General features: G+C 57.2%; 9 protein-coding genes and 1 pseudogene. 4 read left to right on the top strand and 6 right to left on the bottom strand.

What is annotated here, in order from left to right:
- Positions 1-29: 29 nt before the first annotated feature.
- The 6 genes from EI171_RS15790 to EI171_RS15765 form a co-directional block, all read right to left on the bottom strand.
- Positions 30-1,181 (bottom strand): glycosyltransferase family 4 protein, encoded by a 1,152-nt coding sequence (locus EI171_RS15790; RefSeq protein ID WP_161533848.1) that lies wholly within the window; start codon positions 1,179-1,181, stop codon positions 30-32.
- A 39-nt stretch (positions 1,182-1,220) separates the two neighbouring features.
- The gene (asnB, locus tag EI171_RS15785) at positions 1,221-3,206 is read right to left on the bottom strand and encodes an asparagine synthase (glutamine-hydrolyzing) (protein ID WP_161533846.1); all 1,986 of its coding nucleotides are present in this window, start codon (positions 3,204-3,206) and stop codon (positions 1,221-1,223) included.
- 401 nt (positions 3,207-3,607) lie between these two features.
- Positions 3,608-4,426 carry a bifunctional 2-polyprenyl-6-hydroxyphenol methylase/3-demethylubiquinol 3-O-methyltransferase UbiG gene (locus EI171_RS15780; RefSeq protein ID WP_210253966.1) on the bottom strand — a complete coding sequence of 273 codons (819 nt, stop codon included), beginning with the start codon at positions 4,424-4,426 and terminating at the stop codon, positions 3,608-3,610.
- Between the two features lie 385 nt (positions 4,427-4,811).
- Complete coding sequence (locus tag EI171_RS15775) at positions 4,812-5,555, bottom strand: FkbM family methyltransferase (RefSeq protein ID WP_161533842.1); 744 nt, start codon at positions 5,553-5,555, stop codon at positions 4,812-4,814.
- 161 nt (positions 5,556-5,716) lie between these two features.
- Positions 5,717-7,267: a murein biosynthesis integral membrane protein MurJ gene (murJ, locus tag EI171_RS15770; protein ID WP_210253965.1), complete on the bottom strand. Its 1,551-nt coding sequence runs from the start codon at positions 7,265-7,267 to the stop codon at positions 5,717-5,719.
- 65 nt (positions 7,268-7,332) lie between these two features.
- The gene (locus tag EI171_RS15765) at positions 7,333-7,623 is read right to left on the bottom strand and encodes a hypothetical protein (RefSeq protein WP_161533839.1); all 291 of its coding nucleotides are present in this window, start codon (positions 7,621-7,623) and stop codon (positions 7,333-7,335) included.
- On the opposite strand from EI171_RS15765, the gene EI171_RS15760 reads away from it, so the two are divergent.
- From EI171_RS15760 to wecB, 4 genes and pseudogenes are all read left to right on the top strand, one after another.
- Positions 7,622-7,762, top strand: coding sequence for a hypothetical protein (locus EI171_RS15760; protein ID WP_161533838.1), 141 nt, complete (start codon positions 7,622-7,624; stop codon positions 7,760-7,762). The two genes, EI171_RS15765 and EI171_RS15760, sit on opposite strands and share 2 nt — an antisense overlap.
- Before the next feature lie 185 nt (positions 7,763-7,947).
- Positions 7,948-8,485: pseudogene (locus tag EI171_RS45685) on the top strand (transposase); the annotation flags it as partial.
- A gap of 634 nt (positions 8,486-9,119) precedes the next feature.
- Complete coding sequence (locus tag EI171_RS15745) at positions 9,120-10,088, top strand: heparin lyase I family protein (protein WP_161533836.1); 969 nt, start codon at positions 9,120-9,122, stop codon at positions 10,086-10,088.
- A 550-nt stretch (positions 10,089-10,638) separates the two neighbouring features.
- Positions 10,639-13,032, top strand: coding sequence for a non-hydrolyzing UDP-N-acetylglucosamine 2-epimerase (gene wecB, locus EI171_RS15740; protein WP_161533834.1), 2,394 nt, complete (start codon positions 10,639-10,641; stop codon positions 13,030-13,032).
- The last annotated feature ends 196 nt before the right edge of the window (positions 13,033-13,228 follow it).

Below are 13,228 nucleotides of genomic sequence, written 5' to 3'. Positions count from 1 at the left end.
CGTATGGCGTCCACCTCGAGTAAGTCAATTCAAAGTGGTTGCCGTGGGCGTTTTGACTTGGCGAGAAGAGGCGTCAAGGCCGCAATTAACTCGCGAGCTTTTGCCGTCGGCGAGTGATTGGCCCTAACATAAGTCTGACATCGTCGAGCGACCGCGTCGTATTCATTCGCGCTCATGTCCCAGAATGTTTTCACGGATTTAGAAAGTGCCAACTCGTCCTCTGCCGATGCGCCAAGGGCATGACGCACGATGATCGAGTCCGGATCGACTTGCCGGCGCGTCACGACAGGCGTGCCCACGGCGAGAGCCTCCAAGATCACGTTCGAGAAGCCCTCGAAATCCGATGTGCAGAGAAGCATCGTCGCTTCTGAGAGAAACTGTTGAACGTCTGCCCGCCGGATATGGCCAACCAGTTCCACGTTTGGCAGATGGCGCAGCCCATTCACGGCATCCAGCGTCGGTTGATCAACATCTCGCTCTAGCATCCCCGCCACGCGGAATTTGACCGCCGGAAATTCCTGGGCGATTCGAAACAGCAATGGCAGGTTTTTTCCGTAGCGGAAGACACCAAGCCAGGCGACATATCTGCGTTCTACGCGCGGCAAAGGAGCGGGCGCATCCTCTGCAACGACAACGGCATTATGAATGACGTGTATAGGCTTGCCCGGGAAGAGAGCTGCCAATTTTTCGCGTTGATACTCATTTTGACAGAGAAATGCGGCTGTTCGATGCCGAGCCCACGAGTAAGCCAACCATTCATAAGATCGAAGTCCAATTTTGCATCGCTCATCGACGTTTACGTCGTTGACAATGCGATGAACGAACGGAATCCCTAGCTGGCCGGCGACGAAAGCCATGATGGCGGTATGGACCGCACTTGCGCCCTGGATCATAATATCAGGGCGATAGGCGCGGGCGGCTGCCAGTATTTTCGGGGTGTATGAGTAGAAATACTTCGCAACCCGCACCCCATGCGAAGGATCATAGGTTTCGATCAGTTTGATTTGCTGGCCCGAACCTACATGGGCCAAAGCACCCTTCCAGGTAAGGAGAGCGGCTTCGTGACCGGCGCTTTCAAGTGCGCGAAGCCATATCGAAAGTTGGACAGCCCAACCGCCGATGGGATAGTCATCATCCTTCAATAGATAGGGAATGGAAAAATCTATCGAGAGAATTCGCACCTGACACCCCGAGCCTAGTGGGACCGCATCGCCATATCTTCAATTCAAAAGGGGTGCCAAGCGTCTCGTTCCAGGGTCCACCACCGACGCTTCGTTCCACCGACGATGCCACGCCTGAAACATTAGAACATTCCAAATGAGGAAATACCGCTCATTGTCTCCGCTCAAGAATTCGGTCCAGAGCGAGCGAATGCCCTCGACGTCAAGAACATCGCCGGCGATCAGGCCAGTTTCGCTCATCAGGTCTTCCGCCCAGTTCCGTAACGGACCGCGCAACCAGTCGGCGAGCGGAACCCCGAACCCCATTTTCGGGCGCTCGACCAAATGATCGGGCACATGGCGGGCGAGAACACGCCGGAGCAAATGTTTGGGGCGCCGGGCACGCGCGTTCTGAGATGACTGCAGCTTCCAGACCCATTCAACCACGCGATGGTCGAGGAGCGGAACACGCACCTCAAGAGCGACAGCCATAGAGGCCCGATCAACCTTAGTCAGGATGTCATCGGGCAAGTACGTGCACATATCCAGGTAGCGCATACGGTCCACCGGATCTGGCAAGAGGACCTCGAGGTCTTGATCCCAGCAGGCCGTTCGGACCTCTCGTGATCCTTTTACAAGACTGTCTGGGTTCGGATGGTGCGAGGCAATAACTTGATGGTACATGGAATCGATCGATGGAAGTGAAAGAATTTGCGCCAATCGATGGGCCTTCTGGCCGACCCGTGGCACGCGCCGAAAGTAGGGTACATAGCGCGCGATCCTATCGAAGGCACTAGGCGGCACGGCGCGAATGCTTGAAGACGCGAGGCGGCGGAGCGCAAGAGGCATCGTCGCATTCGGTCGCCAAACCTTCTGCGTCCATTGATACCGGCTGTACCCCGAAAACAATTCGTCTCCACCATCTCCCGACAGAGCCACCGTGACGCGTTTTCGCGTCAACGCGGAAACAATGTGGGTCGGGATCTGGGAGGGGTCGGCGAATGGCTCGTCATACATCTCGGCCAACTTCGGCACCACATCGAGAGCGTCCGCGCCGCTAACGGGAAACGTTGTATGGTCGGTCCCAAGATGTCGCGCGACAGCCTCAGCGTGTTTCGCTTCGTCGAATGCCGGGTTCTCAAAGCTGATGGTAAACGTCCTGACCGGTCTCAGAGACGCTTTCTGCATCAGTGCGACGACAGTAGATGAGTCATAGCCGCCCGACAGAAAGGCGCCAAGCGGAACATCCGCTATCATGCGGCGCGATACTGCATCATACAGCAACGCCTCGAGCTCATCGACCAGTCCATCTTCGTCGGCTTGCAGCGTATTGCGTTGCCCCTGCGAAATAACACCGGCTAGGTCCCAGTACGCGCCCACTTCCGGGCCGCCGCCGCTCGCAATTTTGACCAACCCGGCGGGCGGCAGTTTGTAGACACCTTCATAGATCGTGAATGGACCCGGCACATAACCATGGCGAAGAAAGGCGGAGATCGCTCCACGATTGAGTCTTGGCTTCCAACCTGGATGCGCGCGCAGCGCCTTCAATTCTGATCCGAACAAAACTAGTCCATCGAAAATCGCCCAATAAAGCGGCTTTTCGCCCATTCGATCCCGAGCTAGGAACAGTTGACGCTCTCCGGCGTCCCACGCTGCAATTGCGAACATCCCGTTCAAGCGTGCGATGGTCGATTTGACGCCCCATTGGGCGAATCCTTCGACGATAACTTCCGTATCCGAATGCCCACGAAACTGGACTCCGCAACGCTCCAGTTCGGCTTTCAGTTCTCCGAAATTGTATACTTCACCGTTGAACGTAATTGTATATTGCCCATTGGCCGAGACCATTGGTTGATGTCCCATCGAGGACAAGTCGATAATTGCCAGGCGACGCTGCCCGAAGGCAATGCCGGCCTGCTCGCTCAACCAAACTCCGCTGTCGTCCGGCCCGCGGTGGCTCAGGGTTTGCGTCATTGCAGATGCCCGCCTTTTCAGATCCTGCAGGCTGCAACCATTGCGCTCCCAAATACCGGAAATTCCGCACATGCTTGAAAAGAACTCCCTGATGAGCGGACGTCAACGCATGGCATCCAAACTCAGACCCTAGCAGTCTAGTATTTTGAGCCGGTCAGCGGCTTGACCCTTCCGGATTACCTATTCTCGATCACAGGAGAAGCAGACCAGCAGACCGCGGAAATGGGGAAAGCGCTAAGCCGGGAAGTCAATCGGCATGGAGAGCTTTGGATCGCCGAGCGAGGGAAGTGGTTCTCCGCCGAACGGCGCCGGTATTTGTGCCCAGTCGCGTGTTCGCCACGAAATACGAGCGAGCGGCCAAGCTGAGCGCTCTTGGGAATGCAGTCGACCATACTATCGGATAGGCTGAACTGTCGCGCGGGTCGAGGGCCGCCACGGGCGCCGCGAGATCGCGCGCCACGGGCAATTTGCCCTCACTTAGGCGTGGCCGACCTCATGAACAAAAACTCCGTGTTCGCCTCACCTGTCACCATCCTTTGCAAGCTGAAACCGAGCTCTTTGCAAAAGGAAACGGCATCTTTGTCATGGACAAATTCCATCGGCCAACCGCCAAGCCAATCACGAATGTCCGTAAACATATTCATGCCGCGACTCTTTTTGTATTCGTGCATCCTCCACAGAAACAGAGGTAGCCGCAGCGGATTGTAGCGCAGCTGAAAGCGCCAGACGTACCAAAGATCCATGTAGCGTCTCTTCAGCCATCCAGCCGCAACATACTTTTGCTTGACGTCGAGCCAGAATTCCGGCGGCGGGTTGACTTGAGCATCCGCTGAATAGAGAGCGATATAAAACATACCACCGGGCCTAACGCACACTGCGGCATTGCGAATTGCATGCCAGACGTCTCCGGTGTGATGCAGAACCCCCCATGAATAGACCAGGTCGTATGCCCCCAAGTTCTTCACAAATGTGTCGTCAAGAACGGAGCCTTGCTCGACGGTCCAATTGGAGGGATTGCCTACCTGAGCCTGCACGTATCGGCTCGTAGCGACCGAATTAGCATCATAGTCAAAGCCACGAACCGATACTGCGCCTGCTTCTAGGGCGGCAACGGAGTGAAGTCCGCTTCCGCACCCAATATCGAGGAACGTTAGCCCCTTGAGATCGCCCCGTTCGATAAACTCGAGAAGATGCTTCTTGGAAATCCGCACCCTCTCGGGTCCGAAATTCTTTTGAATGAAGTGGTGCCAGTTATTCCCAAACTCGAATCTCTGTCCCTCTTCTTGAACCATGCTACTCACTACCCACTCCTCCTGACGCAAACCCTGAGCCACCGCGGGCCGGACGACAGCGCAGTTTGGTTGAGCAAGCCAGCATTGCAAACGCCCTCCCTTTCAAATCTTGCGGGCTGCAACCATTACGCTCCCACAATATCGGAAATCCGCACATGCTTGAGAAAGAGCTCCCTAATGAGAGAACGTCAACGCATGGCATCCGAACTCACATCCTAGCAGCATACTATTTGAACCGGTCCGTGGCTCGACCCTTTCGGGTTACTCATTGGCACCAGAAGCCCAGACCAGCAGTTCGCGCAATGGCCAGGCATAAGGAGCTTGGAGCGCCTGTATTGCCGAGCGACGGTTCCTCTTCGCTCACGGCAAGATGCGATCCGAATCCCTACACACGCCAGGCATAGAGCCAGACGAGATATTTCGCGCTCGGTGCCGACGAAAACGGCGTGGGCACAGGTGGCCCAGGCAGTTCAGCATCCACCCTCGCCTCTCTAACCGTGATGCGGAAGCCCGCTTGCGAAAGTGCCATCCACAGTTCCGCAACCTGGTCTTGCACAGCAGGATTGCAGTGCAATTCGCACGCAAGATACTTTACCAACCCTATTTTGCCCGTGGCACACAGGTCTTTGAGGACGCCAAATTCGCTGCCCTCGATATCGACCTTCAGATAATCCACCGGCTCGGTAATCAGGTCACTTAAGCGCACGGCGTCCACCAGCACCCCTGCCCCATCGCCGACATGGCCGCCCAGCGATCCCTCGGGCACAAACGATACCTTGCCAGCGGCATCACTGACCGCGGCGCGAACCACCATGACCGAGTTGAGGCCCAGCGCGCGCACATTCTCTTCCAGAAGATCGGCAGTTTGCGGGTCGGCCTCAAAGACGGTGATGCGGGCACGCGGATAGCGCTGCTTGAACCAGATCACGCTCATGCCGATGTTCCCACCGCAATCAAGGATCACTGGCGCATCGCCTAATCCGACGACCTCATAGCCGCGGTCCAGAAAAATTTCACGATAGAGCGACAGCATCACCTTGGCGTCCATATAGCGCACCGGCCCGAAGGGAAAGCGAAACGCGCCGGGGACGCGGCGAGGGTTGCGCTCGCCCAGCCAGAAGAGACGCACGCAGGTCCACGAGCGTGTCCGTCTGATGACATGGACCATACCACGCGCTTGCCTGACCAGGTCTGCCAGGCTAAGGCCTTTGGGTGGGGAGCTAGCCGCTTGTACACTCATGGAAGTTCTTCCTCGCAGGGTACACAAACATCGATACGCTCATCTGCGGCCTATGCGGGTTTTGCCCGCGCGCGGCCCCAGGGCAGCCGACTGCACAGTATGGCCGAGAGCTGGCTGACCTCTGGCACGCGCAACGCCAGCAGCAGCGCAGCATAGATCACCAGGCCCGCAGCGCTCAGCAAGACGATCTGTACCAGCAGCGGCAGCGCGGCCACCTGGGGCAGCATCGCCAGCAGCGCGCATGCCAGCCACAGGAACGCCGCCGCCACCGCGGTTTTGCCCAGCGAAAGGCCAAGCTGCGGCAGGCGTAGCCCTTGCAGCCGTTTGTTAAGGATGAGCAGCAGCGTCAGCGCGCCAATCAGATAGGTCAGCGTGGTAGAGAACGCTATACCTGCCACGCCCCAGATTTGCATCAGGAGATAGTCAAAGACGCAGTTGAGCACCAGCGAGAGCACGGCAATGTTGCGCAGCGTGCGATTATCTTGCAGGGCGTTATACATCCGCCCGTTGATGAAGCCGTAGGTGACGATGAATATATTCGGCGCGAGAAACATCACGGCGGACGCTACCACATCGGTGGCCTGCGCGCTAAAATTGCCATGGTGATAGAAAATCTCCACCATCGGGCGCGACAACGAACTCAACAGCGCGCCAGCGGGCAAGAGGATGATTGCGGAAAAAATGACCACCTGGCGGAAGGTGGAGGTTAAGAGCGTAAATTCGCGGCGGGCCACTTGCAGCGCGAAGATCGGCAAGAGCGCAGTGGAGAGCGCCGTATAAAAGATCCCCGACGGCATATCCACCAGCTTGATCGCGTAGCTGAGCGAGGCAATGCTGCCCGGCGGCAAGAGCGAAGCCATAAACTGATCGACCAGATTGTTGCCGTTGACCATCAGCGCCCCAATCAGCATGGGCGTGGAAAGCGCGGCAATGCGCTGAATGCCCGGATGCCGCCAGGAAAAATCGAAATGAAAGCGCAGCCCCATGCGCAAATAGGCAACGACCAGCAGCAAGAAATTCAGCGAATAACCCACAATCGTGGCCCAGCCTAGGGCATAGATGCCCCAGGAACGCGCAAACAGCAGAAACGCGATGGTGCTCAGCGTAATCGTGACGGGAGCCAGCGATGGCAGAGCAAACCGCCCATAGGCATTCAGAACGGAGCCAACCAGCGTCACCAGCACTTGCAACAAGAGCACGGGCATCAAGAAGCGCAGGAGGATGACCGCCAGCGCCTGCGTGGGGGCATCCATCTGCCGGGCGAAGACCGTCACCACCAGCGGCGCGCCCGCGACCAGCGCCACCGTCACCACCAGCGCAATCAGCGTGCCCAGCGTCATCGCTGCCCAGAGCAGGCGCATGGACTCCGCCTCGCCTTTGTTTTCGCGGTAGTCCACAAAGACCGGAATCAACGCTGCGCCTACCGCCGTGGTCAAGATGCCAGAAATGGTTGTGGGCACGATCAGCGCCACCGTATAGGCGTCCATGGTTGAGCCAGCGCCAAAAGCCGAAGCCGTCAGCACCTGGCTGACGATGCTCAGCAGCCGGGCGGCAACGGTGACATAGAACACGACCGAGATGGCGCGGCCAGCGTGAATCATGGTCCCCTGGCTTTTGGGCGCGCCATCGGGCGGGCGAGCCGTTTCCCGAATGTTTGTGGATGTACTCATGCCCAAATTGTCTGATAAAGTTCCTGTGCTGCAACTGCTTCGCGTGCGAGAACGGTCACGATGAAGCGCATCCCCAACTGCAGAGCATAGTTGAGCAGCCCCGCAGCCGCGAGAAATCCTGCCTTGCGGCGAATCCCCGATCGCATGCCGCGCGCGCGCCTCCTGCGTGCGGCCTTCTTCAGCAGGCTTTCGTACTTCCTGCGTAGTGGAGCAAAGGAAAAGTGCTCACGAACGCGCTGACGATCGCATGCTCCAAGGTCGTGCCTGATACCGCGGGATTCCCACATGGTTTCGCCGAGCCTTGCTGACGTAATTGATCCGGTCACCGACATTGAAGAAGTGGCGATAAATCAGCCGCATATAAGAAAAGCTGTGGCGGTTGCTCGACGCGCATCATTTTTCCCCAGCGAAGTCAAAGGCTCGTAGCCGATCAAAAACGAGCGTAGCCAAATGCATATCAGCTGTTCAGGAGTCCCGAAGCCGTTTTGGCGGATAATAGGGGTTACCTACGAGGTGTGGTCTGAGCCTCGCAGACTCCCTCCAAGACTGGATCGAGTCCCTCACCTCGGGAGGGATAGCCCACGAAACCGAGCCGTTTCGCGGACGAGCAGATCACCGGTATTTTGCGGGAGCAGGAGACGGGTGTGGCGACCGCTGATATCCGCCGCAAGCACGGATTCTCGTGCGCGACGTTTTACAAATGGAAGGCCAAGTACGGCGGGCTGGCGGTTTCCGACGCTAAGCGGAGGCGCTTGAGGACGAGAACGCGAAGCTGAAGAAGCTGCTGGCGGAAGCTATGCTCGACATGGCCATGCCGTAGGATGTGGCGCCCGCCGTAAGGCGAGAGGCCGTCGCTCATTTGCGCAGCAGTTTCGATGTGAGCGAATGGCGGGCGTGTGGGGTACTTGGCGCGGATCGAAGCTCGGTTCGCTATCGTGCCAACGATCTGGTGATGAGGCTGTGCGGAATCGGTTGCGCGAGCTTGCAGCGGTTCGCCGTCGCTTCGGCTATCGCCGCCTGCTTGTGCTGATACGCCGTGAGGGACTTGTCATGCGCCACAAGAAGTCCCGTCTCTATCGCGAGAAACGGCTGCATGTTCGCCCGGCGTGCCGCGGACCCAGGCGACCGCGAGTCGGTCTGCCGCCTCCTTGAACAGACTTTTCGGGAATAGGCCATCAAGGCCACCACTTGGCGCCGGCTGCGCTCCGCAAGAGGCTGACTAGCCAGCAACGACGGATCTTCGACGATCACGCACCGTATGATTGCCTGAAGCTCACCGTCAGCGATGGGTCGGCATGCCTTTCTCGTGGTAAAGCGCCGTACGCAACGGCTCAATGCGAGGCGACCGGGGGGACTGGGGAGAGCATTGCCCGTGCGGATCCCCTATTCGAACATCCTACTTTGCAGTGCGCCGGAGGCGCTGTCGCGGCGTCTCGAGCCCATTAAGCTAGCGATCCTGCGCCGACGGCGGACGGTGGCGCTCGTCGCGCAGGCGCGGCTCTTTCGGGTCCGGCCACGAGGCGTGATGCCCCCGGTGCGCACCTGGTACCTCGCGTTCTGCACATCGCCATACGATTCATGACGCATTCCTCGGGGCTCATGCCTGGTGGTAGTCCTTATTTTCCTTCGATTGAACCAGTCGAAAATTGTATCGGATTTGAATGAGGTCTTTTCACAAGTGGCCAAGCATTTTTGCGGCAGTTCGCTGATCGAATTTCGCGCTAGTTGCTGTAACCTTGCTCAGACAAGTAGAAAACTGACAAGGGGGATAGCAATGACAATAATGATACCCCTTATCTTTGCGCTGGCTGGCAGCATCGCGAACATCTCTGATGGATCGGCATCCCTCGATATGAGGATAGCGGACGCAGGTGGTTCGGGGAATTTGCTGGCCCAGAGCCTGTCAGACGATACTCACAGCTCTGTTGGCACCCACAGCAATACGGCAGACAAGACGAGCGCCGCATCGCAGCCTGTAGATAGAACGAGAACAGCTGCTCCGTCGATTACGTCGTTTTCGGCTAAGTCGCAAACATTTCTTATTGGTAGCGACGTCTACCAAATTGAGACGGCGGGTAAGAGCTATAGCATAACCAACCCCGACCCGCAGACCCTGCGGTTCGAGGTCCGCAAGGGCGACAATTGGGCAGCGGGTCTTGATGGTTCAGGCGTTGATCGCTCTGAAATTCAAAATGCCTCGACGGGCGTCGCGACCAGCTGGGGTGCAGTGATCCCGGCCGGTACTCCGATTGAAATGGACTATCAATTCATGGTGGAGGCCAATTCCAACGGGACCTTCGTCAACACGCAGGATCACTCGAACGGCTTTTTTGTCGTCGGGCAGATGCACAACGATGATGGCGCGAGCGGCGTACCGACCTCACCGCCGTTCGCGATCCAGATGGACCGCGACCGTCTGCAAATTGTCGCCCGCTATGTTCTCCCCGGTGGGAATCCCCGCAATTCCTCATCCGCTCTCCATATGCTCACGCTCTGGACCGACCCGAATTCCATTCAGACCAGCGTCTACAACGACATTCGCGTTCAAGCCAATTTTTCCAACAGCGGCAGCGGGTACCTGGACGTCTGGATCAACGGCAAACAGGTTGTGAACTATCAGGGTCCTTTGGGCTTTGGGCAAGGCACCTATTGGGAATTTGGCATCTATCGCTCGACGGCGACCGAGACGAGTGCCGTCCGTTACCGAAATTTGATGTTAACAATCAACTCGTCAACGCCTGGACGACCCTGACTGACCGTCCGCAGCTTTACTGGCAACACGACCTCGCTAGCGCGCGCTAAATCCGGCCAAGCTAGAACAAAAATGACCTGCCACTGAACTTTCATCAACTGGCGCGAGTAGAGCAACGGTCGATCGGCGGAGTGGAACGTTGAGTCCGCGTCACTCGGTGTCGACATAGCGGGCCGCTCGAGCAACAAATGCCTGCGCGCTTCGGCATCACGGCCGACGATAGATCATCGTGACTGCGCGCACACCGCCCGCTGGCTCGCATGAGACGCAGGTCCGATAGGGGTAACCCAGAAGGGTCCGCATATGGGGCGAATATTGGATATCCTATGTTCGTCCATTAACGGCAGGTGTCCGTCTTCGCATGGGAATTGTTTCGCAGAACTTGAGCCCGTGACCAGAAGGTCCGGTTCGCACCATTACCAGTGCGCATGGTGATCCGAGTTGGCTCGGCACGCCGGGCCGCAGTCCTCAAACAAGATTTTAGACGTGGCAGCCCGTTTGTGATGCATCAGTATCAGGTCCTCATGTTTGAGCCGCTCGTGGAGAATAGATGAAAATCGCCATTCTCGTCGGCACTCGCCCGGAAATCATCAAAATGGCACCGGTCATTCGCGAATGCCGGAAGCGAACGCTCGACTACTTCATCATTCACTCGAAACAACATTACTCCGAGAAGCTCGACGGGATCTTCTTCTCGGAGCTCGATCTCCCCGCGCCGAAATACAATTTGAATGTCGGCTCCGGCGGTCACGCGAACCAAACTGGCCGCATATTGATCGCGCTTGAGCCCATCCTAATGTCAGAGAAGCCCGATGTATTGCTCGTTCAGGGAGATACGAACACCGTGGTGGCCGGCGCCCTCGCGGCGCATAAACTTCGTATCAAGGTAGGGCATGTCGAGGCCGGATTGCGCTCATTTGACCAAACGATGCCCGAAGAAAGCAACCGAATCATCGCCGATCATATTTCGGACTATCTGTTTGCCGTCACCGACCTGCAGGTCGGTTACCTGAAAAAGGAAGGCCTACCGGAGTCGAAAATCTTCAAGGTCGGTAACACGATCGTAGACGCGCTGCTTTCTCATCGGGTTCAAGCGGAGAAAACGAGTCAGATTCTTTCCGAACTGAAGTTGCAGAAGAAGGGGTACTATCTCCTCACGTCCCACCGGGCCGCAAACGTCGATGATCCGGATGCGCTGAGGGAAATCATCCACCTGATTACCAAGATCCCCGGCAAAGTGTGCTGGCCGATCCACTATCGCACACAGAAGGTACTCAAAGGAAGCAAGATTGATCTGCCTGAAAATCTGACTTGGACCGAGCCTGTCGGCTATTCGGATTTCCTGACTTTGCTTTCGAACTGCACCGCCGTTATCACCGATTCCGGCGGCGTCCAGGAAGAAGCTTGCATCCTGGACGTGCCTTGCGTGACGATCCGCGATCGCACGGAACGGCCCGAAACCATCGATGTCGGCGCAAATGTTCTAGTGCACCGAGACGCGGAGGCGATGGTCGCGGCTCTCAATCGCCCGATGCCCCCTTGGACGAATCCTTTTGGAGACGGCCACACCGCCGAGAGAATTCTCGACATCGTCACGGGCCAACATGCGCAACCGGTCCCCCGAACGCAGGACACCGTTTGCGTTGCGGGCCTTGGCTACATGGGCCTTCCGACTTCGCTGTTGTTTGCGAACGCGGGCGTAACGGTTACTGGGTTTGATCTCAACGATAACAAGGTGAATGAGATTAACAGCGGCCACTGCCCGTTTGAAGAAAAAGGCATTCCGGAACTGCTGACTGCGGCCTTGAAAACCGGACGTTTCAAGGCTCAGACGGAGCCTGCGCCGGCGGACGTTTTCGTTGTGGCCGTACCGACGCCGCACGAAAACAAGAAATGCGATTTGTCCTTCGTTCTTTCGGCCGTGAATAGCCTGCTTCCCGTGATGAAAGACGGAAATCTTCTCATCATCGAATCCACGATCAAGCCGAAGACCTGTGAAGACATCCTACTTCCAATCCTCCAATCGAAACATCTGAAAATCGAAGTCGCGCACTGCCCAGAGCGCGCCATTCCCGGCAATACCCTGCATGAAATCGTGCACAATGATCGCATCATCGGCGCCACGTCGCCGGAAGCAGCACAGAGAGCGGAACTCCTCTATTCGACGTTCACGGAGGGTGCGATTCACAGGACAACCCCCGTGACCGCGGAGTGCGCCAAGCTCATGGAAAACACTTTCCGCGACGTCAATATCGCGCTCGCGAACGAATTTTCCCTGATTGCCGACAAGTTCAGGTTCGACATCTCGGCTGCAATCGAGCTCGCAAACAAACATCCGCGCGTCAACATTTTGCAACCTGGAATTGGCGTCGGCGGCCACTGCATCGCCATCGATCCATGGTTTTTGACCGAGGACATCGACGGCCTCAATGTCATTAGAGCGGCGCGCGAGCTGAACGACGAGATGCCGAAGCACACCGCCGAACGAATTCAAAACAAGATCGCCCCGTCCGCCAGGCGCATCGGTATTCTGGGAGTGAGTTACAAGCCGGACGTCGACGATGCTCGCGAAACGCCGGCTTTAGAGGTCGCAAGGCTTCTCTCCGAGAGATACGAAGTCCGCTGCCATGACCCCTTCGTGAAAGCTTGGGAGCTCGAGCTATTCCCGCTCGAAGAGGTTGATGGATGGGCCGACGCCTTGGTGGTTCTTTCGAACCACAAGATCTACGGATCCAAGCAGTTTCGCTCCCCACTGCTTTCGTTCGATGATTTGATCAGTGCCGAGCACCGCGAGCTGGAGCTCAGGCACCACCACAGTGCATCTGATCTGACGCTCGCCGGCGTAGTGCCGCGATCATCGAACAGCCTTCAAGGCGGGAGGCAAGCTTCAACGCCTGTGCTGCGCGATAAAGATCTTCCAGCGAAAATGGTGCGGCAGAACTAACTCGGATGTTACGTTCTGGTTCGCAAGGTAAGCGCAAGCCATCTAGGGCGCGCGAAGCGAGCAGTTACTGCTGAGACCGGCAGTCTTTCGCTCACCATCATTTCCTGAACGAAATCACGATACGGTAGCTGTCCCGAATCCAATCTTCTTCCGTCGGATAATTTGCCGTGGAAGGACCTTGTCCGTTGCGTCGCGC

Source organism: Bradyrhizobium sp. LCT2 (genome assembly GCF_009931255.1).
In the GTDB taxonomy this organism is placed as follows: domain Bacteria; phylum Pseudomonadota; class Alphaproteobacteria; order Rhizobiales; family Xanthobacteraceae; genus Bradyrhizobium; species Bradyrhizobium diazoefficiens.
The sequence above is the reverse complement of the archived record's forward strand: the minus strand, read 5'-3'. Positions and strand labels throughout refer to the sequence as shown.